This is a genomic window from Aeromonas sp. 2HA2, from assembly GCF_029237345.1.
Taxonomy (GTDB): Bacteria; Pseudomonadota; Gammaproteobacteria; order Enterobacterales; family Aeromonadaceae; genus Aeromonas; species Aeromonas salmonicida.
The window spans coordinates 37,767-63,619 of record NZ_JAACGB010000006.1 but is presented as its reverse complement, the minus strand read 5'-3'; the positions used below and the strand labels follow the sequence as shown (position 1 = coordinate 63,619).

Here is a 25,853-nt window from a genome sequence, read left to right as displayed (position 1 = left end):
TCAGCCACTTGGTCAGTAATTGATACTGACGTAGGGCACTTCTTCCACTTGCCACAACTGCTTGAGGAAGACGGTCAGCACGAAGAAGAAGTTGGCCAGCAGGTTGGCGAAGCGATAGAGGATGGGATCGAAGCGGACGCCGCTCTCTTCGAGGCGCACCAGCAGGCGAACCACCTTCTTGCTGCCGCAGCGGCACAGGTGCAGGGTGGGGATGGGCTGCGGGCCACGAGGCAAGACAAAACCCGTGACCCGACCGCGGCTCGCCTCGTTGTAGTGGTCATACCGCGTTTTCAACCACGCCAGATCCTCTTCAAAAATACCGAGCTTGCCCCGTACCGAACCGTTGAGGTTGTAGATGAGTCGCTGCAGGGCCCCCAGGTCGGCCACCATCTCGCGGGTCTTCTCTTCCGAAGGCAGCTGGGCAAGCACGGCCCCCACCTGACAGCAAAGCTCGTCGGTGGCTATCTCGTAATCACACTGGAACTGGGTTTCGAAGATGAAGGGGTAGCAGAGCTCGCGCTTGTCTCTGGGCTTCTTGGGATTCGGGTTCATGGGCTGACCGGATTGGGAAAAGAGCCAGTTTGCCAGCCCCCGGAGGAGCTGGCAAACGGCAGCTTATGGCTTGAACCTGGCGATGGCGGCTCAGACGCTCTTGCTGGCGGGCTCGGTCGCAGGCTGGAACTGGCCTATCATTCGCAGCGCCTCCAGCATCCGCTGGTTGAAGCTGGTAAAGCTGTTCACCTGAGCCGGTTCGGTCTGGCCACGGGCCGCCAGCACCGCAGGGGTCAGTGCCTGTTGTTGCGATTCCGGCAGCAGGGTATCCGCCTGTTGCTGTACCTGATTCAGCTTGGGCAGGTAATCCGCCAGCGGCTTGAGGAGATCCTGCAGGGAGCTGGCCCCCTGGTAGGTCTGGCTCAGCTTGACGCTCTGCTTGAGCTTGAGGGAGTAGGAGGCCAGCTGGCTGTCATCCAGCTTCAGCTCGCCCGCCTTCTTCAACAGGTCCTCGAAATTGCCGGAGAAGAAGTTTCCCGCCAGATCGTCGATTCCCTTGATCAGCTTGCCGATGGAATCCATCTCGTCGCTGCTGAGATCCCCCTCCAGCGAGAAACTGAAGCTCTGGCTCGACTTGAGGCTGAACTGACTGCCGCTCTCGCTGTTCTCGGATTTGACCTGCCAGCTGTCGTTGAAACGCAGTACCACCTTGTCCCCATCCTTGGTCTGGATCTCCAGGTATCCCTGCTGACGGCTGGCCATCTCGGCCGCTCCCATCTCGGTGGTGGAGACCTTGCCAAAGAACTCTTTTTCGAACTCCTCAAGCCCGTCCTGGATCAGCTTGTAGCTCTGATCGATGCCGGTCTTGATGTCTTCGTTCTCGGTGGCCCAGTCACCCAGCTGCTCCCTGGCGGCACCAAATCCCATGTCCACGCCCTTGCGGGCCTGTTCCATCATTTCGGTCAGGTCATCATCGGACTTGCCGTCCGCACGGGCGGCGCCAAGCCGGCCTGTGATGAACTGCAACACATTGTCTGCCACCGACTGGAAGTCGAACAGGGTCTCGGGGGTGACCACCTCCGGCTCTTTTGCCTTGGGCGCCTGATAGCGCTGACCGTTGATCTCCAGCGCAAACTGCAACGCCTGCTGTACCAGTACCTGCGCCCACTTGGGCGGTTGGTGCAAGGAGACTTCTTCCCCGCTGCTGGCCTGCTTCTCTTGTGCCTGTTGGGGTGCCTTGGGCGAAACGCCCACTCCCTTGGGTTGGGCTGAGCCCACGCCGTCGATTTGCATAATGTGTCCTCCCACCATGCCTGTAGATCAGGTATCGGCCTGACTGAACACTTCTTGACCACAAAATACTGGACAATCTGCGGCTGGCTTTTAAAATCGGGCCCCTTTGGGTGGCCTGCTGCCTTCCCCCCGATTTCGACCCGGCTCTGCCGGTGTGCATGTGAGGTATATCATGACCCAAATCCAGCAAGCTGGCGCCGACTCCCAGGCCCTGCGGACCCCCGCCGACTATCAGGCCCAGCTCGACGAAAAGCGCGAGCGACTCACCCAGCTGTTTGCCGGCTTCAATCCTCCCGCGCTGGAGGTGCATACCTCACCCGCCGAGCATTACCGGATGCGCGCCGAATTTCGCATCTGGCACGAAGGGGATGACCTCTTCCATTGCATGTATGCCCAGGCCACCAAGGAGATCATCCGGGTCGATCACTTCCCCACCGCCAGCCTTCTGATCAACCAGCTGATGCCGGTGCTGCTGGCAGGGCTGCGCCCGCACTTTGTGCTGCGTCGCAAGCTGTTCCAGATCGATTACCTCTCGACCCAATCCGGCCAGATCATCGTGAGCCTGCTCTACCATCGCAAACTCGAAGCCGAATGGCAGCAAGCCGCCGAGACGCTGCAAGCCGATCTGCGGGCTCAGGGGTTCGACCTGCGGCTGATTGGCCGCGCCCACAAGCAGAAGATATGTCTGGGCGATGACTTCGTCATCGAGCAGCTCAACGTGGCCGGCCGCCAGCTCACCTACAAGCAGGTGGAGAACAGCTTCACCCAGCCCAACGCGGCCATCAATGAGCAGATGCTGGGCTGGGCGCTGGATGTGACCAGGGGGAGCGAAGGGGACTTGCTGGAGCTCTACTGCGGCAACGGCAACTTCTCCATCGCGCTGGCCCAGAATTTCCGCAAGGTGCTGGCTACCGAGATTGCCAAGCCGAGCGTCGACTCCGCCCAGTTCAACATCGCCGCCAACGGCGTCGACAACCTGATCATACTGCGCATGTCGGCCGAAGAGTTCACCATGGCGATGCGCGGCGAGCGGGAGTTCAACCGCCTCAAGGGAGTCGATCTCAAAAGTTACCAGTGCAACACCATCTTCGTCGATCCGCCCCGCGCCGGTCTCGACGATGCCACTGTCAAACTGGTGCAGGAGTACGACAACATCCTCTACATCTCCTGCAACCCTGAGACACTGCAGGCCAACATGGCGGTGCTGGGCGAGACCCACGAAGTCGCCCGCTTCGCCCTGTTTGACCAGTTCCCCTGGACCCATCACATGGAAGCCGGGGTCTACCTGAAGCGCAAGACAGGCTGATTCGGCAGGTCTCCACGACCGGCATGACAACAGGGCCCAAGGGCCCTGTTTGATTAGTTATCCCGGTGCATGCCACGCGGGGAGCCGTTATGCTGGCAGGCGCGCATCCGCGCCACTGCCAGGGTGTCACGCCACAATGCAACGCATTCTTTTTGTTGAAGATGATCCCGAAATAGGCCAGCTCATCAGCAGCTGGCTTGCCCGCCACGACATCGACGTGCTGCTGGAGCCCAGAGGCGACATGGCACTTGCCAGAATCGAAGCCGAGCAACCAGACCTGGTGCTGCTCGACATCATGCTGCCTGGGCAGGATGGTCTCTCCCTGTGCCGGGATCTGCGGCCACGCTTCAAGGGCCCCATCGTCATGCTCACCTCCCTCGACAGCGACATGAACCAGATCCTGAGTCTGGAGCTGGGTGCCAACGACTACATCCTCAAGACAACGCCGCCCCCTGTGCTGCTGGCCCGGCTGCGGGTCCAGTTCCGCCAGCAGGGACAGGCACCGCAAGCAGCAGTGGCCAATACGCCGCCCCAGCGCCTGCAGTTCGGCCGCTTGCGGATCGACGGGCCGGGTCGGGACGTTCGGCTCGATGGCGACAGCATCCCCCTCTCCACCGCCGACTTCGACCTCTTGTGGGAGCTGGCCTGCCATGCGGGCCAGATCCTGGGACGGGAGGCGCTGTTTCGCAGCCTGCGTGGCCGCGACTACGACGGCCAGGATCGCAGCATGGATGTGGCCATCTCCCGCCTGCGCCGCAAGCTGGGGGATGACAGCAGCAACCCGACCCGCATCAAGACGGTGCGCCAGAAAGGCTATCTGCTGGTGCCCCACGCCTGGGAATAAGCAGCCACCGAATGATGTTGATGCTCCCTTCTCCCCTGCGGAGGATGAGGGGCAACGACGCAATTCAGGAAAGATGAGGGATCCCATGCGCCGCCTGTTTATCCAGTTCTACCTGCTGCTGATCGGCTGTTTCACCCTGGCCATACTGCTGGTCGGCATCGTCTATCAGGTCAGCGCCGAGCGGGCGGGCGACCGCTATCTGGAGCGGATGATGCAAGGCTCCCTCGGCCTGCTCACCGGCGAACTGGCGAGATTGCCGCCAGAGCGCTGGCCCGTGCGCATGGCGGAGCAGAGTCGCCAGCTCACCCTGCCGCTGCAGATCGGCGCCCTCGCCAACCAGCCGCTGGCCAAGGAGGATCAGGCCTTTCTCGAGGCGGGCAACATAGTCATCGTCGAGGGGGATGACACCTTCCTGCAGCGCATCCCGGGCACCGATCAGGTGCTGATCGTCGGCCCAGTGCCCTATCTCTCCTATCTGCACGAGCTGCACTGGGTCGATGTGGGGCTGCTGCTGGCCATAGGTCTCTCCCTCGGTCTGCCGATCCTGCTCTGGCTGCGCCCGCACTGGCGTGGCCTGCAACGTCTCGAACAAACCGCCCGCCGGGTTGGTGACGGGGATCTCTCCAGCCGCACCGGCCTGCCGCCCGGCAGCAGCCTGGACCGGGTGGGACGCACCTTCGATCAGATGACGGAGCAGCTGCAAGCCATGCTGGCCAGTCGCAAACAGCTGACCGATGCCATCGCCCACGAGCTGCGCACCCCGCTGGTCAGGCTGCGCTACCGGCTCGCCATGCTGGACCCGCAACCATCGGCAGCGGAACAACAGGGGCTGGAGCGCGATCTGGGGGCACTGGACGCCCTCATCGAGGAGATGCTCACCTACGCCAGGCTGGATCGTCCCGAGCTGCCGTTGCAATGCGGCGAGCTGGAGCTGGCCAGCTGGGCCGGCATCCGCCTACCGGACTGGCAGGCGCTGCGGCCAGAAAAACGACTCGACTTGGTGTGTCCCACCCATCCCCTGCCCTGGCGCGGCGATCCCCGCCTGCTGGATCGGGCGCTGGAGAACCTCATCGGCAACGCCCTGCGCCACGCCACCAGCCGGGTGACCCTCGCCATGAGCCAGCAGCAGGATCACTATCTGCTGGAGGTGACCGACGACGGCCCCGGCATAGATCCGGCGCTGGCGCCCCAGATCTTCGAGCCCTTCATGCGGCTGGATCAAAGTCGGGATCGCCGTACCGGCGGCGCCGGTCTCGGCCTAGCCATAGTGCGCAGCATAGCCCGCCACCACTGTGGTGAGGTGCAGTTGCTGCCCAGTGCAGTCGGCGCCCGCTTCTGCCTCAGGCTGCCTGTACATTTGGATACAAACCGTCACCAGCCACTCACTGAACCGCCAGCGGAACAGCCCTAGGATGAAGTCATGGAGAAAGGCTCCATGTCATCAACCCGAATGAGGAACTGGAATATGAACAAGCTGATCCCCCTGAGCCTGGCCGCTGTCTTCGCCCTGACCTCAGGCTTCACCATGGCAGCCACCCCCACCAAGGCAGCCGCCCCTCAGGCGACCCAGACCAAGGTGGTGAAAAAGCACCACAAGGCCACTCATGCCAAGGCACCGGCCGTCAAGGTCGCTCCCAAGACCAAATAACGACGCATCAAGCTTCCCGTAACAAAAAGGGGCCCCATGATGGGGCCCCTTCTGTCGTGATCGGCATGGCGCCGCAGACTTATTCCAGCATGTAGTCTGCCGGCAGAGCGACGCGCGCCACGCCTGAGGCGACCGCCGCCAGCGCCACGGCACGGGCCACCCGTGGCAGCAGACGGGCATCCATCGGCTTGGGAATGACGTAGTCCTTGCCGAAGGAAAGCGCGCTCACCCCTGCGGCGGTCAGCACCTCGGCCGGTACGGGCTCCTTCACCAGACCGCGGATCGCCTCGACCGCGGCTATCTTCATGGCATCGTTGATGCGGCTGGCGCGGGCGTCCAGCGCGCCGCGGAAGATGAAGGGGAAGCAGAGCACATTGTTGATCTGGTTCGGATAATCGGAGCGGCCCGTACCCATGATGAGGTCATCACGCACCGAGTGGGCCAGGGACGGCTTGATCTCGGGATCCGGGTTGGAGCAGGCAAAGATGACCGGATTGGGGGCCATCAGGGCCACCGCTTCGGCGGGCAGCACATCCGGACCGGACACACCGACAAACACATCCGCCCCTTCAATCACATCCATCAGGGTGCGCAGCGGCGTATCGTTGGCAAAGCGCTGCTTGTACTGATTGAGATCGGTACGACCCGTGTGGATCACTCCCTGGCGGTCGAGCATGAAGATGTTGTGTGGCGCGGCGCCGCACTTGATCAGCAGATCCATGCAGGCAGTGGCCGCAGCCCCCGCCCCCATGCAGACGATGCGACTCTGTTCGATGCGCTTGCCCTGCACTTCCAGCGCATTGAGCAGACCGGCGGCGGTGACGATGGCGGTGCCATGCTGGTCATCATGGAACACGGGAATGTCGCAGCGCGCGATCAGCGCCTCTTCGATCTCGAAGCACTCCGGCGCCTTGATGTCTTCCAGATTGATGCCACCGAAGGTGTCGGCGATGGCCGCCACAGTGTCGATGAACTGCTGGCTGGTCTCGTGCTTCACCTCTATGTCGATGGCATCTATGCCGGCGAAGCGCTTGAACAGCAGGGCCTTGCCCTCCATCACCGGCTTGGAAGCCAGCGGGCCCAGGTTGCCCAGCCCCAGTATGGCGGTACCGTTGGAGATGACGGCCACCAGGTTGCCCTTGCCGGTGTAGCGGTAGGCATCATCGGGATTGGCGGCGATCTCGCGCACCGGCTCGGCCACACCCGGGCTGTAGGCCAGCGCCAGATCGTGGGCTGTCTCGGCGGGCTTGGTGAGGGCGATGGCAATTTTGCCCGGCACGGGCTGAGCGTGGTAATCGAGTGCTTGTTGACGCAGATCGGACATGGGGGACCCCGATACGGAAGTGAATGATGTGGTGCATTGGCTCGCGACAGGCGAGGGCTGGGGATCATAAAGAAAACCGCCAGCCTTTCACAGAGGAAAGTATTGCAGGCGGCCAATGATAATTCAGTAATTAGCATGTCATGCTAACCATGAATACCCATTTAGTTATAGATATGGTTTCACCCCATCACAGGGATGCCTGCTTTGGCTTCTGCCTGTCTGGCGATGGCCTCCGTCATCCCCTGAAAGATGAAGAGATGAAACGGCAGCATGGCAAGCCAGTAGGCCAGCCCCCAGGCCCCCTGGGGATGCCAGTGGGCGGTGACCCTGATCCGGGTCAGGCCCGACTCCTCCGGCAGGATATTGAACGCCAGTCGCCCCACCCCGGGCGCCTTCATGTTGAACAGCAGATCCAGCCTGCGCCCTTCGTCCACCCCCAGGATCTGCCAGGAGTCCAGCATGTCCCCCTTCACGAAGCGATCCGGGTTGGTGCGACCACGGGTACGGGCCGGGCCGCCGATCAGGTGATCCATCCACTCGCGCACCACCCACAGCTCGTTCATGTAGAAGTAGCGCTGCTCCCCCCCCAACTGCTGCAACACCTGCCACACCACCTCTGGCGAGGCGAGACAGATGGCCTCCCCGCTGGCGGTGCGGTCATAGAAGCCGTACTCGGGATGGCGCCAGCGCAAGCCCAGCGGCGTCTCCTCCCCCTGCTGCTCGGCCCCGAGCTTCTGCTCAAGCGCCAGACTCTCCGCCAGCGCATCGTCAAAACTGAGCAGTGTCTGGGGCAGCAAGGCCCGCAGCGGGCCATCATCGGCAGGGATATCGTGCTTGAGGCCACCCACCAGCGCCTTGGCCACCGGCTGCGGCACAGACGTGACGAATTGCAGCCACCAAGCGGAAAGCTTGGGGCTCAGGAAGGGGATGGGAATAATGGGGCAGCGCTTGCCGATATGGGCGGCAAACTTCTGCAACTGCTGCTGGTAGCTGAGCAGCTCGGGGCCAACGGCATTGAGCACCTGGCCATCGACTCCCTCAACTTCCACCAGCCCGCCCAGATAGTGCAACAGATTGGAGAGGGCGATTGGGGGCGTGCGAGAGCGCACCCACTTGGGAGTCACCATCATGGGCAGGTTGAACACCAGATCCCGCATCACCTCGAAGGCAGCCGAGCCCGGCCCTATGATGATGCCGGAGCGCAGCTCCACCGTCGGCACACCCGAGTCACGAAACAGTTCACCACAATAGCGGCGGGAGTTGAGATGGCGACTGTTGCACTGCTCGGGCTGAATGGCACCCAGATAGATGATGCGGCGCACCCCGGCGGCGCGGGCGGCAGCGGCAAAGTTCTTCACTCCCTGCTGCTCCAGCCGGTGAAAATCGGCGCCAGCCCCCATGGCGTGGACCAGATAGAAGACGGTGTCTATATTCGCCAGCGCAGGCAGCAGTGTGATGGGCTTGAGGCTGTCGGCAAAGCGAAACTCCACGCCCTGCGGCAGGCGGCAGGGGCGACGAGCGCCAGCGATCACCCGATAACCCAGCCCTTGCAGGTGAGGGACCAGATAGGAACCGATATAACCCGCGGCCCCCATCACCAGACAATTTCGCATTGGCACTCCTCCCGTATTGTTCATGCTCACCATGCAGGTGCTGTCATCGACAGACATGCATCTCCCTTGATTGAGCCAACACCATAGGGCAAACCGGTTCAATACAAAACGTCGACCAATGAAAAAGGCGCCCGATGGGCGCCTTTTTCAGAATTCTTCAGAAGTAAGATTACTTCTTGGCAGTCAAGCCACCGAAACGCTTGTTGAACTTGTCTACACGGCCGCCGCTAGAAACTTCTTTCTGCTTGCCGGTATAGAACGGGTGGCATGCGGAGCACACGTCCAGGTTCAGATCTTTACCCATGGTAGAGAAAGTGTTGATGACGTTACCGCAAGAGCACTTGGCGGTGATGGCTACGTACTCGGGATGGATACCAGCTTTCATGGACAACCTCAATTATCAGGCCGTGTCGCTATCCGATCTTCTGTCGGACACCACACGATTGTTGAACACAGTTTCAAAGGCTGCGAATAATATAGGAAATGCCTGAGATCAGGCAAGTGGCTTCGCAGAAAAAATAGGCAATCCCTGGTGAATTCTTCCCAAATGCTGGATCTGGTTCGTGTCGCTGTCCCGGTACCGTTACGCCGTCACTTCGACTATCTCTCTCCCTTGCCCCTGCCTGAGCCCGGCTGTCGGGTCGAGATCCCCTTTGGCCCCCAGACGCTGGTCGGGCTGGTGGTCGACCATCCGGCCGAGAGCCAGGTGCCTCGAGCCAAGTTGAAACCCTTGAAAAGGGTGCTCGACAGCACGCCAGTGCTGGGGCCGGACATACTGGCACTGATGAACTGGAGCGCAAACTACTACCAGCATCCGCTGGGAGAGGTGCTGCCCCACGCTCTGCCGGTGCTGGTACGCAAGGGGGAGCCAGCTGCCTATCGTGAGCTGGAGTTCTGGTTTGCCACGCAAGCCGGGATGGATATGGACCTCAATGAGCTCAAGCGGGCTGCCAAGCAACAACAGGCCCTCGCCTTGCTGCGCAAGGGGCCGCAAACCCCGTCCGCCCTCAAGCAGGAGGAGATCCAGAGCGCGGCGCTCACGGCGCTGGAGAAGAAGGGCCTGCTGGAGAAACGCAGCCTGGAGCCGAGTCATGATGGTGACTGGGCGACGCACTTTGACGCGGGAGAAGGGCTGCGCCTCAACAGCGAGCAGGCGCTGGCGGTATCCGCCGTCACCTGCCAGAGCGACCAGTTCGGCGCCTTCCTGCTCGATGGCATCACAGGGTCAGGCAAGACAGAGGTTTACCTCAGCATTCTCGAACCCCTGCTCAAGGCGGGCAAGCAGGCGCTGGTGATGGTGCCGGAGATCGGCCTGACCCCCCAGACCATCAATCGCTTCCGCCGTCGCTTCAAGGTACCCGTGGTGGCGATGAACTCCGCCATGAATGACAGGGAGCGGCTGGATGCCTGGCTCGCCTGCCGCGATGGCGGCGCCGCCATCCTGATAGGGACCCGTTCCGCCGTCTTCACCCCGTTCAAGAACCTCGGCATCATCATCATCGACGAGGAACACGACGGCTCCTTCAAGCAGCAGGACGGCTTTCGCTACCACGCTCGGGATCTCGCCGTGATGCGGGCCCATCGCGCCGGCATTCCCATACTGCTCGGTTCGGCCACCCCGTCGCTGGAAACGCTGCACAACGCCAGAACCGGCAAGTATCACCACCTCAGCCTGACGCGGCGCGCCGGCAACGCCCAGACCGCCCGTCAGGTGATCCTGGACATCAAGAGCGTTCGGCTGCAGGCCGGGCTCTCCCCCCAGCTGGAGCAGCTGATGGCGGAGCACCTGGTGGCCGGCAACCAGGTGATGCTGTTTCTCAACCGGCGCGGCTATGCCCCCTCGCTGATCTGCCACCAGTGTGGCTGGAGCGCCGCCTGCGAGCGCTGTGACGCCTGGTACACCTGGCATCAGGCAGGGCGTCGCCTGCACTGCCATCACTGCGACAGCGTGCGCCCGCTGCCCCACAGCTGCCCCGAGTGCGGCAGCAACGAACTGATCGGCTCGGGAGTCGGCACCGAGCAGCTGGAACAGCTGCTCACCACGGTTTTCCCCCAATACCCCGTAGTGCGCATCGACAGAGACAACACCCGCCGCAAGGGGGAGCTGGAGACCCATCTCGGCGACATCAAGGCGGGCAAGTACAAGATCCTGATCGGCACCCAGATGCTGGCCAAGGGCCACCACTTCCCGGATGTGACGTTAGTGGGTCTGCTGGATGTGGATGGCGCCCTGTTCAGCGCCGATTTTCGTGCCGCCGAGAAGCTGGCCCAGCTCTACACCCAGGTGGCGGGTCGCGCAGGTCGTGCCAGCAAGCCCGGTCTGGTGGTGTTGCAGAGCCACCACCCGGAACATGCCCTGTTGCAGGATCTGACCCAGAACGGTTACGGCCACTTCGCCGACACGGCGCTGAAAGAGCGCCACCTGCTGGGGTTGCCACCGTTCAGCTATCAGGGGCTGTTTCGGGCCGAGGCCAATGGCCGTGACGAGGTTCAGCTGTTTCTCGCTCGCCTCGCAGATACGCTGCGCAGCGCCCGTTACCCCCACGTGCAGGTGCTGGGGCCCATCAGCGGCTTCATGGAACGCAAGGCGGGCAAGTTCCGGATGCAGTTGCTGGTGCAGGGGCCGAACCGGGCCCCGCTGGCACAACTGATGGATTGGGCGGTCAAGGAGCTGGACGGCTGGCCCGAGACCAAGAAGGTGCGCTGGAGTCTGGATATAGACCCCACCGAGCTGAACTAAACCAGTTCGTATATTGCTCAAGCGCTGGCGGCGACTTGCCAGAAGTGGTGACTCGCGATCCCGCGATTCGTCAGCCTAGGTCCGGGTTCAGACCCGCAGATCGATCTGCTGCACCCAGCCCCCCTTGCCCTGCTCGGTGAGGTAGAGGCCGGATTGGCGCAAGACCCCCTGATTGCCGCTCTCCCCCAGATGGTTGAAGGGCGTATCGAGGGGGCGCAGCAGTATGGCACCTATTCCCAGCTCCACCAGGGCGATGGGAGCATGGTCCGGGTGCCAGAACTGCAGGGCAGAGAAGTGGCTGTCTCGTTCATCCAGTACGCCGTTGCCATCTTCATCCAGCGCCGCCAGCTCACCAAAACCGTTGCCGGAACGGGCACCGAACAGCTCGCCACCATCGTCTATGGCGCCGTTGCCGTTGCGATCCAGCGCCACGAAACCGCTGCCTTCGCTCAAACCCGGCAGGCTGTCATCCTTGCCATCCTGATCGATATCGAAGTTGACCCTTGCCTCGGTCAGATCGGCTATCTTGCCATCCAGACTGAGCACCAGCGGGTCTTTCAGGGCATTGAGGGTGGTACGGCGCTGACTCACTTCAAGCTGCCGCCAGTCGAGTACAAAACCGAGATCGAGCTGCAGGGTCTGGCCGTCACTGGTCTGCACGCTGGCCGATGCCACTACATTGAGCTGCTCCTGTTCCAGCAGAGTGTCGGTCACCTCCACCGCCTGATCCGGCTCCGCTGCCTGAGGGGCGGCCTCTCCCTGGGCCACGCCCTCTATCTCCCCTTCAGATGACTTGATGGGTTTGGGCAGCTCTATCTCGTGGCCGAGCATGGCCTCTATCATCAGCTTGATCAGCCGCAGCCGGTTATCCAGGCCGTCATTTGGATTGGTCTCCTCGGCTTCCGGCTTGACCAGAGAGGGTACCCCCTCAGTCCCCATGGCACCTGGCTGACCCGCCCCCCCTTGCGTCGAGATCGTTCTGGCTGAGCGCATCAGCTCCGCCACCACGCGTTCCACAACAGGATCCGCAGCCGGACCTGCAGCAGGGGTGGCCTCACCGGCTGTCGTATTCCCGGGCACAACCGGGGCGACAGGCCCCAGATTACGTACCTTGCGAGTCTGTAGCTGCTGATACTGGTGTTGTACCTCCCCCTGGAGGTCGTAGTGATCGATGCGCATCTGATCGCCCTCGGCGCTATACATCTGGTCAGTTATCGACCAGCTGCAACCGGGGGCTTAACACCGATTGGCTATATCAGATCACGGTTGCATCATCATCGGCACATAACAAGGCCAGGGCCAGCGATCTGGCCTGCACCAGTGCCAGCGGCTGCTGATAGCTGTGGGCCATCACAACGGCGCCCTCCAGCAAGAGACAAAGTCCGGTGGCTTGCGGGATGCTGCACCCGAGCTGCATCCTGACCCAGTTCAACAGCGTCTGTTTGTGCGCCACCACCAGCTTGCGTACCGGATGACGCGGATCGGCAAATTCGGCGCTGGCATTGATGAAGTTGCAACCGTAGAAATCACTGCGACCAAACCACTCCCCGAATCCGTCAAGCAAAGCCTGCAATCGACTCTCCCTCCCCTCCAGACCTGCCAGCTTCCCCTCGAGCAGGGCGAAGAACTCCTGCTCGCGGGAGAGCAGTACAGCCTCAATCAAGGCATCCTTGGTCGGAAAATGGCGGTAGAGGGTTCGCTTGGTACTACCCGCCTCCGCCCAGATGCGATCTATGCCGGTTGCATGAAAACCATGGCGATTGAACAGGCGATAGGCGGTTGCCATCAGCTGTTGGCGCTTTTCACTCACGATTTATCCCTTGAAGTACACCGATCTGTCTACCTAATGTGCCTAATCACGTCAGACAAACCAAGAGAGATACGTGATGAAAAAATGGTATGGCCCGTTCTGGGCAGGGCTGGGGGCCGCCTTGGCGATCGGGATACTGGGCTGGTTGAACGTCAGTTGGCACACGGCCCTGATCATGGCGCCTTTCGGGGCAAGCTGCGTGCTGCTGTTTTCACTGCCGGCGAGCCCGCTGGCTCGTCCGTCCAAGGTGCTCGGAGGCCATCTGCTGACCACCAGCGTCGGACTGCTGGTGCAGTGGCTCCCCTTGCCGCTGGAGTTGCAGCTGGCATTGGGAGTGGGTCTGGCCATAGCGCTGATGCAAGGCCTGGATCTCATCCATCCCCCCGCTGGCGCCAATCCCTTGCTGGTGTTGATGACGGGGCAGGAGTGGCCCTTCCTGTGGCAGACAGTGCTGCCGGGCGCCTTGCTGCTGATCCTGCTGGGCCAAGGTTTTCAACGGCTGAAGCTGTGGCCGCTCAGAACCACATAAAACAAGGAGGGAGGTAGCGCCTCCCTCCTTGTTATCTCGCTATCCCGTCCATGCCGTTACTGGACTGGCTGGGAGACCCCTTCCAGGTGGATCTCGACCCGGCGATCCGGGGCCAGACAGGCGATGAGTGCGGGCCTGGAGCCAGTGGTGCAGTTGTTGCCGGTCACGGGGGAAGATTTGCCACGCCCCTCCACCCGCACCTTGTCGGCAAACAGTCCCTTGGCGATCAGATAGTCGGCCACTGTGCGGGCACGTTGTTCCGACAATTCCTGATTGTAAGCATCGGAGCCGATACGGTCGGTATGCCCCACCACAGTCGCGGCACCATCCTTGGGATTGGCGGCCACTATCTGGCTGAACAGGGTATCGAGCGCCTGACTGGCAGCAGGCTTGAGGGTGGTCTTGTTGAACTCGAACAGCACATCCGAACTCAGGCTGAACGTCTTGGGGGCCACCACAACGGCAGGCGTGGGTTCCACGGCGGGGGCCGGAGCAGGGGCCACCACCTCGTTCCCGTGCTGGCCGAAGCGATAGAGCATGCCCACAGAAAGCAGACCGTTATCCATCTCTATGCCGGAACGATCGAGGGAGGCATCTCCCAGCGGGGTTGTGTACTGATATTCGAGACGGGCGGCCCAGTCACGGTCGATAGCGTATTCGGCGCCCAGAGCCCCGACAAAAACTGCGCCATGCTTGTCGCCGGTCTCCTTGATGAAATCGGTCGCCGTCCGGGCTGACAGCTCGCTGTCTGTCCAGGCGTAGCCACCACCAATCCGGCCATAGAGATCCAGCGCATCATTGACCGGAAACCCTATCTTCATGGTGGCCTGGATCATCTGGCTCTTGGCTTCCCCCTCCACCCTGACCCCGCTCAGCTCACCGGACGAGGTGTACTTGCCGAGCCAGTCATAGCCGAACTCGAAACCCAGGTTGGGGTTGAGCTGATAACCGGCAAACGCACCCAGTCCGAGAGCATCCTTGCTGGTGCCGGTATTTTGCAGCGCCCCCAGGGTATCCGAAACCACTTGCTTCTGGTCGACGTCGAAGTACTTGGACCAACCGGCCTTGCCCCCGGCATACCAGGTATTGTCCTGGGCGGCAGCCTGCACGGCCCCCGTCGCAAGCAGGCCGCTGACCAGAGCGGCAAGTATCGATTTATTCATGGTGAAAGCCTCTGCAATAAGTCGTGGTGGGCGCGCAATGCGCTCTCTTCCCTGATGGGGCCAAGCTGGCCCCGCCACTCAGGTTATCCCATCTCTTGTCAGCCTCAAATGACCAGGGACTCAAGAGTGTGAAGCTGGCGACATTCCAGACGGGAAAACGACCCTGTGAATGAGGATTGTCATAGTGCGTTGAAAGTGCTGCATAAACTCGGATCTTCCGGTAGCCAATATGTCGCTGTCGCCACCATAGACCCAAGAAACAGGCCCAAAAAGAAGAGGGAGGCATAACGCCTCCCTCCTGCTTTTCGCTCTGTATCAGCTGGCCAGAAACAGCCGGTAGGCGGGGTCGTCACTGACCTCCTTCCAGCCGTAGCCAATCTCGCGCAGGTAGTCGTGGAAGGCGGCCACGTCCTCATCCGGCAGCTCGAAGGCGCAGAGCACGCGACCGTAGTCGGCGCCGTGGTTGCGGTAGTGGAACAGGCTGATGTTCCAGCGACAGCCCAGGGTCTCCAGAAAGCGCATCAGGGCGCCCGGTTGCTCCGGAAACTTGAAGCTGTAGAGACGTTCACCGAGGGGCCGGGCCGGGCGGCCGCCAATCATGTAGCGCACGTGGTTCTTGGCCAGCTCACTCTCTGTCATGTTGACTACCGGATAGCCGTTGCCGCCTAGTTGCTCGATGATCTGGCCGAGCTCCTCGTCGCCACCAGTCAGGCGCACCGAGACAAACAACGACGCCTGAGCCGCATCCGAGTAGCGGTAGTTGAACTCGGTCACCATGCGCGGGCCAAGCTGGCGACAAAAGTCGAGAAAGGCCCCCTTGCGCTCGGGGATGGTCACCGCCAGCATGCCCTCACGCTTCTCGCCGATCTCGCAGCGCTCCGACACATAACGCAGGCTATGGAAGTTGACGTTGGCCCCCGACAGAATGGCCGCCATCCGCCCGCCCTTGACCTGTTCCCGCTCGCTGTAGGCTTTGAGCCCCGCCAGCGACAGAGCGCCGGAAGGTTCGGCAATGGCACGGCAGTCGTCGAAGATGTCTTTCAGCGCGGCGCAGATCTGGTCGTTGGAGACAGTCACCACTTCGTCCAGATACTGGTTGCAGAGGCGAAACGTCTCTGTGCCGATGCGCTTGACCGCCACACCGTCAGCAAACAGCGAGACCCGATCCAGATTGACAGGCTCGCCTGCCGCCATGGCAGCCTTGAGGCAGGCGGACCCCTCAGCTTCCACCCCGATCACCTTGACGTCCGGCAGCAGCTGCTTGATATAGACAGCCACACCGGCGGCCAGACCGCCGCCCCCCACAGGCACGAAGACGTGGGTGAGGTGGGTATCCTGCTCCAGCAACTCCTTGCCGATAGTGCCCTGGCCCGCGATCACCTCGACGTCGTCAAACGGCGGTATCAGGGTGTAGCCCTCCAGTTCTGAGAGGCGGCGGCTTTCGGCATAGGCCTCATCGAAGCTGTTGCCAAACAGCATGACATTGCCGCCCTGGCGGCGTACCGCATCGATCTTGATGTCCGGCGTGGTCTTGGGCATCACTATGATGGCCTTGATGCCGAGCTTGGCCGCCGACAGGGCGACCCCCTGGGCGTGGTTGCCGGCAGAGGCGGCGATGACGCCGTGATCCTTCTGCTCCTGGGTCAGGGTGGCGATCTTGTGGTAGGCACCGCGCAGCTTGAAGGAGTGCACGGGTTGCAAGTCTTCACGCTTGAGCGCCACATGGTTGCCAAGCCGTTCGGACAATTTTTTAAGGGTCTGCAAGGGAGTCACCCGCGCCGCCTCATAGACGGGGGAGAGCAACACCTTGCGTAGATAATCAGCCGCAGAGACCATGAGTTATTCCTCCGTCTCGCATTGATGGGCACATACTGCGCCCGGCTCATCACGGAGCAAACGATAAAGGCTCATCATCACTCCTCCAGCTTGCTGCGGTCACGCACAGCGCCCTTGTCGGCGCTGGTGGCGAGCATGGCATAGGCGCGCAGGGCAAAGGAGACCTGACGCTGACGGTCCAGCGGCTTCCAGCCACGGGCTTCCACGGCAACGCGGCGGGCGGCCAGCACGCTGTCGGCCACCTCCAGCACCATGCTGCGGGCCGGGATGTTGATGTTGATGATGTCCCCATCTTCCACCAAACCGATAGTGCCGCCAGAGGCCGCCTCGGGCGAGACGTGGCCGATGGAGAGACCCGAAGTGCCGCCGGAGAAGCGGCCATCGGTGATCAGGGCGCACTGTTTGCCCAATCCCATGGATTTCAGATAAGTGGTGGGATAGAGCATCTCCTGCATGCCGGGGCCGCCCTTGGGGCCTTCGTAGCGGATCACTACCACTTCACCGGCCTTGACCGTGCCATCCAGAATGCCGGCAACTGCCGTGTCCTGGCTCTCGAATACCCGGGCCGGGCCACGGAAGCAGAGGTTCTCGTCATCCACGCCGGCCGTTTTTACAATGGCGCCATCAAGAGCCAGGTTGCCGGAGAGCACGGCGAGGCCCCCCTCCAGGCTGTAGGCATGCTCCAGCGAGCGGATGCAGCCCTCGGCTCTGTCCACATCCAGCTCGGGCCAGCGGCAATCCTGACTGAACGCCTTGGTGGTGCGGATGCCAGCTGGCCCGGCGCGGTAGAAGTCCACCACCTCCTGGCTCGGTTGGCGGCTGACGTCGTATTCGTTGAGCAGCTCGGCCAGGGAGCCGCCCAGTACGGTACGGGTGTCCCCGTGCACTAGACCCGCCTTCTCCAGCTGGCCCAGAATGGCGACTACGCCACCGGCACGGTGCACATCTTCCATATGGTACTTCTGGGTAGAGGGGGCCACCTTGCACAGCTGGGGCACCTTGCGAGACATGCGGTCGATATCGGCCATGGTGAAGTCCACCCCGGCCTCCTGGGCCGCCGCCAGCAGGTGCAGCACTGTATTGGTGGAACCGCCCATGGCGATATCCAGCGCCATGGCATTCTCGAACGCCGCCTTGGTAGCGATGTTGCGTGGCAGGGCGCTCTCGTCATCCTGCTGGTAATAACGCTTGGCCAGGGTGACGATGCGCTGGCCTGCCAGCTTGAACAGCTGCTCGCGATCGGCATGGGTCGCCAGCATGGAGCCGTTGCCCGGTTGGGAAAGCCCCAGCGCCTCGGTCAGGCAGTTCATGGAGTTGGCAGTAAACATGCCGGAACAGGAGCCGCAGGTAGGGCAGGCGCTGCGCTCCACCTGTTCGCTCTGGGCATCGGAGACCTTGGGGTCGGCGCCCTGGATCATGGCATCCACCAGATCCAGTTTGATGATCTGATCGGACAGCTTGGTCTTGCCCGCTTCCATGGGGCCGCCGGAGACGAAGATCACGGGTATGTTGATGCGCAGGGCGGCCATCAGCATCCCCGGTGTGATCTTGTCACAGTTGGAGATGCAGACCATGGCATCGGCGCAGTGGGCGTTGACCATGTACTCCACCGAGTCGGCGATAAGCTCGCGAGACGGCAGCGAATAGAGCATGCCGCCGTGGCCCATGGCGATGCCGTCATCCACGGCTATGGTATTGAACTCTTTGGCCACGCCGCCGGCAGCTTCGATCTCGCGGGCCACCAGCTGGCCCAGATCCTTGAGGTGGACGTGACCCGGTACGAACTGGGTGAAGGAGTTGACCACGGCTATGATGGGCTTGCCGAAATCCTCGTCTGTCATGCCAGTGGCGCGCCAGAGGGCGCGGGCCCCGGCCATGTTACGTCCGTGGGTGGTGGTGGCGGATCTCAACTTCGGCATTGTCTCTACTCCCTGAATGCCCATGGGGCGCATTATTTCTTGAATGTGTGACTCGCGGATCGGGAATCGATCCTGGTCAGGGCACAACACGGATGCCCTGACCGGAAGCGACTCGGGGAGGCATGGCACCTCCCCGTTCTAGTCAACCGTTACTTGTCATCGACCGGGGTCAGCCAGTTCCATTTGTCCTTTGTCTGGCCGTTGAACAGCCCGAAGAAGGCGTTCTGCAACTGCTCGGTCACTGGGCCACGGCAAGCGGCACCTACCTTCATCCGATCCACCGAACGCACAGGCGTCACTTCGGCGGCAGTGCCTGTCATGAAGATCTCGTCCGCCACATAAAGCGCCTCGCGGGGCAGCGCCTGCTCGCGCACCTCATAACCCAAGTCTCGCGCTAGCGTCATGATGGTGTCGCGGGTAATGCCGGGCAGGATGGCGGCGGTGGCAGGCGGGGTGAAGAGCACGCCGTTTTTCACCAGGAACAGGTTCTCACCCGCGCCTTCGCTCAGGTAGCCGTTCACATCCAGCGCCAGTCCTTCGGCGTAGCCGTTGCGCTTGGCTTCCCGGCTGATGAGTTGGGATGAGAGGTAGTTGCCACCTGCTTTGGCGCCGGTCGGAATCGTGTTGGGGGCCAGCCGGTTCCAGGAGGTGACGCACACATCCACCCCGTTTTTCAGACCCTCTTCCCCCAGGTAGGCACCCCACGGCAGGGCAGCCACCATGAGATCGGCCTTGGCATCCAGCGGTGGATGCAGTCCCAGCCCCACATTGCCGATAAAGGCCAGCGGACGCAGATAACCGCTCTTGAGGCCGTTCTCGCGCACCACGGCGCGGCAGGCTTCATTCACCTCGGCCTCGCTGTAGGGCACCTCCATCCAGTAGATTTTGGCGGAGTCGAACAGGCGGCGGGTGTGCTCCTGCAAACGGAAGATGCAGGTCCCCTTGGGGGTGTCATAGGCACGCACACCCTCGAACACAGAGGAGCCATAGTGCAGGGCGTGGCTCATGACGTGCACCTGGGCATCTTGCCAGGGAACCATGTGGCCGTTGAACCAGATATATTGCGGCTGGGGTTGGGAAGGCTGTGACATTGCTGTTGCTCCTTAAGCTCTGATCCGGGGTTGCTGTTCCAGTGCATCGACCCGGGAGACGTCCACCAGCTTGACCAGCTGGCTCCATAAATGCTGGATGGGACGCACCGACTCGACAGTAACCGTGATCCGCAGCTGTTGGCAATCCTGCTCCGCCCCCATCTCCATGCTGAGGGCACAGAGAGCGAAGCCGCGGTGGCGCACCACCCTCAATACCCGCTCCATCACTTCGGGTCTGGGCTGGGCGTGAATGTGCAAGGTGTGTTGTGCAAATGCTGGCGGCGCAAAGGTGTGCGGGTTCATGGGCGTTGCTCCATCATCTTGTGGTTGGCGACTCCCGGCGGAACCAGGGGCCAGACGTTTTCTTCCTCTGAAATGGCCACATGCAGCAGATAGGCGCCTTCGCTCCCCAGCAGGCGGTCGAGAGCTGCTGCGATTTGATCCTTGCATGTGATGGTCTCACCCGGGATGCCAAAGGCGGCGGCCAGAGCGACGAAATCGGGGTTGTCGGAGAGGATGGTCTCGCTGTAACGACCATCGAAGAACAGCTCCTGCCACTGGCGCACCATGCCGAGACGCTGGTTGTCGATCAGCACCATTTTCACCTTGAGCTGAGCGCGGCGTATGGTGCCCAGCTCCTGCACGTTCATCATGAAGGAGCCATCACCGCTCACCAGCACCACCTCGTCATCGGGGCGCGACATCTTGGCGCCGATGGCGGCGGGCAAGCCAAACCCCATGGTACCGAGACCGGCACTGGAGAGATGATTGCGCGGACTGGTGAAACGCATGTGCTGGGCCACCCACATCTGGTGCTGGCCCACGTCGCAGGCCACCACACTGCTCTCCGGCAGACGGGCCGAGAGTTGCTTGAGCAGGGCCGGGGCATAGATGGGCTGGCCGGGGTGGTCGTAGCGAAACGCATACTCGCGGGCCATGTTAGCGCAGTGCTCACGCCAGGGATCGATAGCCAGTGCCATGGCCAGGGCGGGCAACACCCGCTTGAGATCCGTGGTGATGCCCACTTCGGCGGCGCGGCGCTTGCCGAACTCGGCGGCATCCACATCCAGATGGATCACCTTGGCCTCAGGGGCAAACTCCTCCAGCTTGCCGGTCACCCTGTCGTCGAACCGGGCACCCACTACCACCAGCAGATCGCACTGCTGCACCGCATAGTTGGCCGACTTGGTACCGTGCATGCCGAGCATGCCCAGATAGACAGGGCTGTCAGGATCCAGCGCGCCAATCCCCTTGAGGGTGGTGACCGCCGGCATGCCGGTGACGGTGGCAAACTCGCGCAGCTGGGTTTCGGCATTGGCCATGCCCACTCCGCCACCAACGTAGAGCACCGGGCGCTCGGCAGCCGCCAGCAGGGTGCAGGCAGCGGTCAAGTCTGAGGGGTTGAGGGCCTCAGGCTCCTCCACCGCAAACAGCAGATTATGCGCTGGCACGGCGGCAAGCTGCACATCCTTGGGAAAATCGATGAGCACAGGACCGGGACGACCTTCGGTGGCGATGGCGAAGGCCTCTTCCAACACACGCCCCAGATCCGCCACATCGGTCACCATGAAGGAGTGCTTGGTACAGGAGAGGGACATGCCGAGCACGTCGACCTCCTGAAACGCATCTGTACCTATGGCGGAACAGGGCACCTGACCGCTGATGGCCACCAGAGACACAGAGTCGAGCAGCGCCTCCGCCAGCCCGGTCACCAGATTGGTGGCGCCCGGGCCCGAGGTGGCGATACAGACCCCCACCTGGCCGGAGGCTCGTGCGTAACCCACCGCAGCCATGGCGGCACCCTGCTCGTGGCGGCAGAGCTGATGGGCAAGCCCCCCGTCATACAGGGCGTCGTAGACCGGCATGATGGCTCCGCCCGGGTAACCAAACACCTGGGTCACACCCTGTTTCTTGAGAGCCTGTACCAAAAACTGCGCGCCGTTCATGTGGAAAATCCTGTCCTGTAGTCGAAAAAAAACCCCCGAGCTGTGAGGCTCGGGGGTCGCTTGTTTCGTTCTGTCCGGTGGTGGGTCTATCCCTTGTTCCGTGCAGCTAAACGAGCCCCGAGCGGTGAGATAATAATCACCACTAGGACCACAATAATGCTGACGAAACGGGAGGCCATGTTCATAGTTACAACCGGAAATCCTGTGAAATTGGGGCGGTTTGCACCGCGAATGGCTATTAGAACTAGCACGGTGATTTTTATTGGGCAAGCCTTTTTTACCTGACAAGACTCTGATTTTGACTAAGCAGCAGCCTTATGGCTGGAACAAAAAACTAATAAAAACGGTTAACCAGCACATACATCAAACCAAGGACGGGATTTATGTCATTAGCTGTGGTTTATAGCCGTGCCAGCCTGGGGATAGCGGCGCCGCAAGTCACGGTGGAAGTTCACCTCTCCAACGGTCTGCCCGCCTTCAACATGGTGGGATTGCCGGAAACCTCGGTGAAGGAATCCCGGGATCGGGTGCGCAGTGCCCTGCTAAACGGCAATTTCGAGTTCCCGAGCAAACATATCACGGTCAACCTGGCACCCGCCGACCTGCCCAAGGAGGGGGGCCGTTTCGATCTGGCCATCGCCATCGGCATTCTCGCCGCTTCCAAGCAGATACCAGCAAAATACCTGCTCGATCACGAATTTTTAGGGGAGTTGGCCCTGACCGGCGAGATCCGTCCCGTGCTCGGGGTGCTGCCCGCCGTGCTCGCCTGCCGCGATGCGGGGCGCACCTTGCTGGTACCGAGAGAAAATGGCCCCGAAGCCTCCCTCATTCAGGATGCCGAGGTACGTACCGCCCACCAGCTGCTGGCCGTCACCGCCTGGCTGGCAGGCCAATATGAGCTGCCTCTGCCGGAGCTCCAGACCACGGACTCCCTGCCCGATGTGCCGGATCTGCAGGATGTGATCGGCCAGTCACAGGCCAAGCGGGCATTGGAGATCGCTGCCGCCGGCAGCCACAATCTGCTGTTCATAGGCCCGCCCGGTACCGGCAAGAGCATGCTGGCCAGCCGTTTGCCCGGCATCTTGCCACCCCTGAGCGAGCAGGAGGCGCAGCAGACCGCCGCCATCCACTCCATCGGCGGCCTGACCCCGCGCGCCGGTCACTGGCACCACAGACCCTATCGCACACCCCATCACAGTGCCTCCGCCGTGGCCCTGGTGGGCGGTGGCAGCCACCCAAGACCGGGGGAGATCTCGTTAGCCCACAACGGCGTGCTGTTTCTCGACGAGCTGCCGGAGTTCGAGCGCAAGGTACTCGACTCTCTGCGCGAACCGCTGGAGACGGGCCACATCACCATCAGCCGCGCCGCCCGTCAGGTGGATTTTCCCGCCCGCTTCCAGCTGGTGGGCGCAATGAACCCCAGCCCCTGCGGCCACTATGGTGACGGCCAGACCCGCTCCAGCCCGGATCAGATACTTCGCTATCTTGGCAAGCTCTCCGGCCCCTTCCTCGATCGCTTTGACCTGACGGTGGAGGTGCCGCTGCTGCCCAAGGGGAGTCTCACCGGCAAGGCGGAGCGGGGGGAATCGAGTCAGCAGATCCGCGATCGAGTACTGGCGGCGCGGGAGCGAATGCTGAGCCGCAATGGCAAGCTCAACAACCTGCTTGATAGTCGTGAAATCGAAGATATTTGCCGATTATCGCCGCAAGATGCCGAGTTTTTGGAGAATGCCATCCAGAAGCTGGGACTCAGCATCCGGGCCTGGCACCGCATACTGCGGGTGTCACGCACCATAGCAGATCTGGCGGGGCGACCTGCGATCGAGAAGGATCATCTGATCGAGGCTCTCGGCTACAGGGCCATGGACAGGCTGCTGTCGCGGCTGCGCAGCGGCTGAATGGCTGGGATAAAGAGATAGTGAGTCCCACATGCGTGAGGGTCCCGTGCATGGTCTAGCGGCTCATCGGCTGATATTATGGTCACAGATCTGACCACTTGGTTGCCACCCACAGACAACGAGACGGACCCGACTCATGCACAACAAGCTGATAGAGCGGCTGCGCGGCAGCCTCTCGACCCTGCTCTATTTTTTCAACACCCTCTTCTGGTTTATCCCCATCTTCTTGCTGGGCATTTTCAAGCTGCTGTTGCCACTCAAAGGCTGGCGTACCCTCTGCAACGCTCTGCTGGATGGCTGCGCAAGCTGCTGGATCGGTGTCAACAACCTGATCCAGAAAACCATCATAGGGACCTCTTTCGAGGTGGTCGGCGCGGACAAAGGAAGCCGTGATGAGTGGTACATGGTGATTGCCAACCATCAATCCTGGGTCGACATACTGGTATTGCAGCGGGTTTTTAATCAAAAAATCCCCTTCCTGAAGTTTTTCCTCAAGAAAGAGCTGATTTGGGTACCTTTTCTCGGTCTGGCCTGGTGGGCACTGGACTTCCCCTTCATGCGGCGCTATTCCCGTAAATTTCTGGAAAAAAGGCCACATCTGAAGGGAAAAGACATAGAAACAACCCGAAAGGCCTGTGCCAGGTTTCGCCACATTCCGGTGAGTGTGATGAACTTCGTGGAGGGCACCCGCTTCACCGCCCACAAGCACGACAAACAGGCAGCGCCTTATCGCCATCTGTTGCACCCGAGGGCTGGTGGCATCGCCTTCACCCTGGCGGCCATGGGCGACCAGCTGCATCAACTGGTGGATGTGACCATCGCCTATCCGGGTGGTATCCCCAGTTACTGGGACTTCATGTGCGGTCGGGTGAAGGAGATCAAGGTTCAGGTTCGCTTTCTGCCGATTGAACGCAAACTGGTAGGGGATTACTTCAATGACACCGAGTTCCAACAGGCGTTTCAACAGTGGTTGAACGGGATCTGGCACGAAAAGGACCAGACCCTTAGCCAACTGCTGGCAGACAAGGCGCGGTAAAAGACCCCTCACCAATCCAGCTCTACCCGGCAGCAGGGCTGGCCTTCAGGTTGGTGACCATGGCAACAGTTTGAGAGTGGTTTTCAGGAATGGCTGAATGCGCGTTGGCAGGAAACTGACGTCGTGCGGGCACAAGTGATACAGGCCGATGCTATGGGTCAGTTTGGCGTTGAGTCCGACTCCTTGGCGATTGCCGAAGCAAGCGCCAAGGCCAGTTCTGGCAACTGCTCCTCGCTGAACACTGCGATGCCGTTGCGACGCAGCAGGGCCGTGGTCTTGCCCTCACCCGCCACTGACACACCTTCGAAGCGGCCATTGTAGATGCGGCGACTGCCGCAAGAAGGACTCCCCTCCTTGAGCAGGGCAAAGCGAATGCCTTGTGCCTGACAGAGCGCAAGAGCCAGCTCGGCACCGCGATCGAACTCGGCCGTCACATCCAGTCCGCTCGCGGTCAGCACCAGATCGTCCTGCCGCTCGGCAGGGGGGCGTGGAGTCGGCAGTCCGCCTGCCACTTCGGGGCAGAAAGACTGCGTTCGCCCCTCGGCGCCAAGCTCATTCAGCCAGTCGCTGACAATCCCCTTGCTCTGGCCATCGTAACGTACTGGCTGACCCAGCAGGCAAGCACTCACCAGCACCCGGGGCGGCGCTTTGCTCATGCTTCCGCTCCATGCATCACCTGATCGAACATGACGCAGCAAGGGCTCTCCAACCGGTAGAGGATGGCGGGGCGCTGCTTGCCGGTACGCTTGCGGCCGGTATCCACCAGAATATCGGCGCGATGGATGCGCTTGCGAAACGCCGCCGTGTTCATCGGAGTTTGCAGGATGATTTCAAAGGCACGCTGCACCTCGGAGAGAGTGAACTCGGGCCCCAGCAGTTGCAGCGGCAAGGTGCTGTAGCGACTCTTGATCCGCAGTCTCTCCAGCCCTCTGGCTATAAGCTGGGTATGATCGAAGGCGAGGCTGAGGCCGGGCAGGGCCGAGAGTGGATGCCAGCAACCGTGCACGGCTTCGACTTCCGGATCGACCAGACAGAGGTAGACCAGCGCGGTGGACCAGCCACGGGGATCCCGCTCCAGATTGCCGAGAGTGCAAACCTGTTCGCTGTAGCAGTGACCGAGCCCCCACTCCGCCAGCAGGCGATGGCGAGCCGTGTCCAGGTCCCGATCCCGAGTCTCGTCGATGCGCAGTGCCGGCAGTTGCCAGCAGTTGGCAAAGGGGGGGTGATCGCGGGTTTCGAGCAACAGCTCGAGCCGCTCCTCGTACAACCGCAGCACCACCATATCCAGACTCATTCTCAGCATGTCGATCGCCCTGCTCGCCTTCCATTAATGTTTGGTAGATAATATCACACGAATAGTATGTG

At 61.6% G+C, this 25,853-nt stretch carries 23 protein-coding genes; 8 read left to right on the top strand and 15 right to left on the bottom strand.

Annotated elements, in window-relative coordinates:
* Positions 1-12 precede the first annotated feature (12 nt).
* Both GWQ29_RS10085 and GWQ29_RS10080 read right to left on the bottom strand, forming a co-directional pair.
* Positions 13-552 carry an ATP--cob(I)alamin adenosyltransferase gene (locus GWQ29_RS10085; RefSeq protein WP_265432084.1) on the bottom strand — a complete coding sequence of 180 codons (540 nt, stop codon included), beginning with the start codon at positions 550-552 and terminating at the stop codon, positions 13-15.
* A gap of 90 nt (positions 553-642) precedes the next feature.
* Positions 643-1,785, bottom strand: coding sequence for a DUF5610 domain-containing protein (locus GWQ29_RS10080; protein ID WP_059111892.1), 1,143 nt, complete (start codon positions 1,783-1,785; stop codon positions 643-645).
* 172 nt (positions 1,786-1,957) lie between these two features.
* Here GWQ29_RS10080 and trmA point away from each other — a divergent pair, with 172 nt between their 5' ends.
* The 4 genes from trmA (at position 1,958) to GWQ29_RS10060 (ending at position 5,583) form a co-directional block, all read left to right on the top strand.
* Positions 1,958-3,091 (top strand): tRNA (uridine(54)-C5)-methyltransferase TrmA, encoded by a 1,134-nt coding sequence (gene trmA / locus GWQ29_RS10075; RefSeq protein ID WP_021138480.1) that lies wholly within the window; start codon positions 1,958-1,960, stop codon positions 3,089-3,091.
* 136 nt (positions 3,092-3,227) lie between these two features.
* Complete coding sequence (rstA, locus tag GWQ29_RS10070; protein ID WP_275919338.1) at positions 3,228-3,935, top strand: two-component system response regulator RstA; 708 nt, start codon at positions 3,228-3,230, stop codon at positions 3,933-3,935.
* 85 nt (positions 3,936-4,020) lie between these two features.
* Positions 4,021-5,346 (top strand): two-component system sensor histidine kinase RstB, encoded by a 1,326-nt coding sequence (gene rstB / locus GWQ29_RS10065; RefSeq protein ID WP_275919337.1) that lies wholly within the window; start codon positions 4,021-4,023, stop codon positions 5,344-5,346.
* A gap of 54 nt (positions 5,347-5,400) precedes the next feature.
* Complete coding sequence (locus GWQ29_RS10060) at positions 5,401-5,583, top strand: hypothetical protein (RefSeq protein ID WP_021138483.1); 183 nt, start codon at positions 5,401-5,403, stop codon at positions 5,581-5,583.
* A 79-nt stretch (positions 5,584-5,662) separates the two neighbouring features.
* Here GWQ29_RS10060 and GWQ29_RS10055 read toward each other — a convergent pair whose 3' ends face one another.
* The 3 genes from GWQ29_RS10055 to rpmE form a co-directional block, all read right to left on the bottom strand.
* Positions 5,663-6,907 (bottom strand): malic enzyme-like NAD(P)-binding protein, encoded by a 1,245-nt coding sequence (locus GWQ29_RS10055; protein ID WP_275919336.1) that lies wholly within the window; start codon positions 6,905-6,907, stop codon positions 5,663-5,665.
* Between the two features lie 179 nt (positions 6,908-7,086).
* Entirely contained in the window at positions 7,087-8,520 is a 1,434-nt protein-coding gene (locus GWQ29_RS10050; protein ID WP_275919335.1) for a DUF2867 domain-containing protein, read from the bottom strand.
* A 169-nt stretch (positions 8,521-8,689) separates the two neighbouring features.
* Complete coding sequence (rpmE, locus tag GWQ29_RS10045; protein WP_005318234.1) at positions 8,690-8,905, bottom strand: 50S ribosomal protein L31; 216 nt, start codon at positions 8,903-8,905, stop codon at positions 8,690-8,692.
* A gap of 147 nt (positions 8,906-9,052) precedes the next feature.
* On the opposite strand from rpmE, the gene priA reads away from it, so the two are divergent.
* Positions 9,053-11,260, top strand: a complete 2,208-nt coding sequence (gene priA / locus GWQ29_RS10040; protein WP_275906833.1) for a primosomal protein N' — start codon at positions 9,053-9,055, stop codon at positions 11,258-11,260.
* Positions 11,261-11,347: 87 nt separating this feature from the next.
* Here the strand turns inward: priA and GWQ29_RS10035 are convergent, their stop codons facing one another.
* A complete protein-coding gene (locus GWQ29_RS10035) occupies positions 11,348-12,463 on the bottom strand; it encodes a hypothetical protein (RefSeq protein WP_265461699.1) in 1,116 nt (371 codons plus the stop codon).
* Between the two features lie 52 nt (positions 12,464-12,515).
* The gene (locus GWQ29_RS10030) at positions 12,516-13,070 is read right to left on the bottom strand and encodes a TetR/AcrR family transcriptional regulator (RefSeq protein ID WP_265461698.1); all 555 of its coding nucleotides are present in this window, start codon (positions 13,068-13,070) and stop codon (positions 12,516-12,518) included.
* A gap of 133 nt (positions 13,071-13,203) precedes the next feature.
* Here GWQ29_RS10030 and GWQ29_RS10025 point away from each other — a divergent pair, with 133 nt between their 5' ends.
* Complete coding sequence (locus tag GWQ29_RS10025; protein ID WP_275919410.1) at positions 13,204-13,599, top strand: HPP family protein; 396 nt, start codon at positions 13,204-13,206, stop codon at positions 13,597-13,599.
* 56 nt (positions 13,600-13,655) lie between these two features.
* Here GWQ29_RS10025 and ompA read toward each other — a convergent pair whose 3' ends face one another.
* The 6 genes from ompA to ilvG form a co-directional block, all read right to left on the bottom strand.
* Entirely contained in the window at positions 13,656-14,762 is a 1,107-nt protein-coding gene (gene ompA, locus GWQ29_RS10020) for a porin OmpA (RefSeq protein ID WP_275919334.1), read from the bottom strand.
* Positions 14,763-15,077: 315 nt separating this feature from the next.
* The gene (gene ilvA / locus GWQ29_RS10015) at positions 15,078-16,598 is read right to left on the bottom strand and encodes a threonine ammonia-lyase, biosynthetic (protein ID WP_275919333.1); all 1,521 of its coding nucleotides are present in this window, start codon (positions 16,596-16,598) and stop codon (positions 15,078-15,080) included.
* Between the two features lie 77 nt (positions 16,599-16,675).
* Positions 16,676-18,517, bottom strand: coding sequence for a dihydroxy-acid dehydratase (gene ilvD / locus GWQ29_RS10010; protein ID WP_021138492.1), 1,842 nt, complete (start codon positions 18,515-18,517; stop codon positions 16,676-16,678).
* Positions 18,518-18,666: 149 nt separating this feature from the next.
* On the bottom strand, positions 18,667-19,608 hold the full coding sequence (locus tag GWQ29_RS10005; protein ID WP_275919332.1) for a branched-chain amino acid transaminase: 942 nt from the start codon (positions 19,606-19,608) through the stop codon (positions 18,667-18,669).
* A 12-nt stretch (positions 19,609-19,620) separates the two neighbouring features.
* Complete coding sequence (gene ilvM, locus GWQ29_RS10000) at positions 19,621-19,911, bottom strand: acetolactate synthase 2 small subunit (RefSeq protein ID WP_275919331.1); 291 nt, start codon at positions 19,909-19,911, stop codon at positions 19,621-19,623.
* The gene (gene ilvG, locus GWQ29_RS09995; protein WP_275919330.1) at positions 19,908-21,554 is read right to left on the bottom strand and encodes an acetolactate synthase 2 catalytic subunit; all 1,647 of its coding nucleotides are present in this window, start codon (positions 21,552-21,554) and stop codon (positions 19,908-19,910) included. Before ilvG ends, ilvM begins: the two co-directional genes overlap by 4 nt.
* 383 nt (positions 21,555-21,937) lie before the next feature.
* Here ilvG and GWQ29_RS09990 point away from each other — a divergent pair, with 383 nt between their 5' ends.
* Together GWQ29_RS09990 and GWQ29_RS09985 are read left to right on the top strand one after the other, a co-directional pair.
* Entirely contained in the window at positions 21,938-23,452 is a 1,515-nt protein-coding gene (locus GWQ29_RS09990) for a YifB family Mg chelatase-like AAA ATPase (RefSeq protein ID WP_265461694.1), read from the top strand.
* A 136-nt stretch (positions 23,453-23,588) separates the two neighbouring features.
* Entirely contained in the window at positions 23,589-24,488 is a 900-nt protein-coding gene (locus GWQ29_RS09985; protein WP_265461693.1) for an acyltransferase, read from the top strand.
* 158 nt (positions 24,489-24,646) lie between these two features.
* Here GWQ29_RS09985 and GWQ29_RS09980 read toward each other — a convergent pair whose 3' ends face one another.
* Both GWQ29_RS09980 and GWQ29_RS09975 read right to left on the bottom strand, forming a co-directional pair.
* On the bottom strand, positions 24,647-25,144 hold the full coding sequence (locus GWQ29_RS09980) for a DUF523 domain-containing protein (RefSeq protein WP_275919329.1): 498 nt from the start codon (positions 25,142-25,144) through the stop codon (positions 24,647-24,649).
* On the bottom strand, positions 25,141-25,791 hold the full coding sequence (locus GWQ29_RS09975; protein WP_011898224.1) for an NUDIX hydrolase: 651 nt from the start codon (positions 25,789-25,791) through the stop codon (positions 25,141-25,143). The genes GWQ29_RS09980 and GWQ29_RS09975 overlap by 4 nt, the downstream gene beginning before the upstream one ends.
* Positions 25,792-25,853: the final 62 nt, after the last annotated feature.

Excerpts from the sequence above, each read along its gene's own strand:
- ilvA (WP_275919333.1), bottom strand. The coding sequence starts at position 16,598 with ATGGTCTCTGCGGCTGATTATCTACGCAAGGTGTTGCTCTCCCCCGTC.
- GWQ29_RS10055 (WP_275919336.1), bottom strand. The coding sequence starts at position 6,907 with ATGTCCGATCTGCGTCAACAAGCACTCGATTACCACGCTCAGCCCGTG.
- GWQ29_RS10035 (WP_265461699.1), bottom strand. The coding sequence starts at position 12,463 with ATGTATAGCGCCGAGGGCGATCAGATGCGCATCGATCACTACGACCTC.
- GWQ29_RS10080 (WP_059111892.1), bottom strand. The coding sequence starts at position 1,785 with ATGCAAATCGACGGCGTGGGCTCAGCCCAACCCAAGGGAGTGGGCGTT.
- ompA (WP_275919334.1), bottom strand. The coding sequence starts at position 14,762 with ATGAATAAATCGATACTTGCCGCTCTGGTCAGCGGCCTGCTTGCGACG.
- GWQ29_RS09975 (WP_011898224.1), bottom strand. The coding sequence starts at position 25,791 with ATGCTGAGAATGAGTCTGGATATGGTGGTGCTGCGGTTGTACGAGGAG.
- trmA (WP_021138480.1), top strand. The coding sequence starts at position 1,958 with ATGACCCAAATCCAGCAAGCTGGCGCCGACTCCCAGGCCCTGCGGACC.
- rpmE (WP_005318234.1), bottom strand. The coding sequence starts at position 8,905 with ATGAAAGCTGGTATCCATCCCGAGTACGTAGCCATCACCGCCAAGTGC.
- rstA (WP_275919338.1), top strand. The coding sequence starts at position 3,228 with ATGCAACGCATTCTTTTTGTTGAAGATGATCCCGAAATAGGCCAGCTC.
- GWQ29_RS09980 (WP_275919329.1), bottom strand. The coding sequence starts at position 25,144 with ATGAGCAAAGCGCCGCCCCGGGTGCTGGTGAGTGCTTGCCTGCTGGGT.
- GWQ29_RS09990 (WP_265461694.1), top strand. The coding sequence starts at position 21,938 with ATGTCATTAGCTGTGGTTTATAGCCGTGCCAGCCTGGGGATAGCGGCG.
- ilvD (WP_021138492.1), bottom strand. The coding sequence starts at position 18,517 with ATGCCGAAGTTGAGATCCGCCACCACCACCCACGGACGTAACATGGCC.
- GWQ29_RS09985 (WP_265461693.1), top strand. The coding sequence starts at position 23,589 with ATGCACAACAAGCTGATAGAGCGGCTGCGCGGCAGCCTCTCGACCCTG.
- GWQ29_RS10005 (WP_275919332.1), bottom strand. The coding sequence starts at position 19,608 with ATGTCACAGCCTTCCCAACCCCAGCCGCAATATATCTGGTTCAACGGC.
- GWQ29_RS10050 (WP_275919335.1), bottom strand. The coding sequence starts at position 8,520 with ATGCGAAATTGTCTGGTGATGGGGGCCGCGGGTTATATCGGTTCCTAT.
- GWQ29_RS10085 (WP_265432084.1), bottom strand. The coding sequence starts at position 552 with ATGAACCCGAATCCCAAGAAGCCCAGAGACAAGCGCGAGCTCTGCTAC.
- GWQ29_RS10060 (WP_021138483.1), top strand. The coding sequence starts at position 5,401 with ATGAACAAGCTGATCCCCCTGAGCCTGGCCGCTGTCTTCGCCCTGACC.
- ilvM (WP_275919331.1), bottom strand. The coding sequence starts at position 19,911 with ATGAACCCGCACACCTTTGCGCCGCCAGCATTTGCACAACACACCTTG.
- ilvG (WP_275919330.1), bottom strand. The coding sequence starts at position 21,554 with ATGAACGGCGCGCAGTTTTTGGTACAGGCTCTCAAGAAACAGGGTGTG.
- rstB (WP_275919337.1), top strand. The coding sequence starts at position 4,021 with ATGCGCCGCCTGTTTATCCAGTTCTACCTGCTGCTGATCGGCTGTTTC.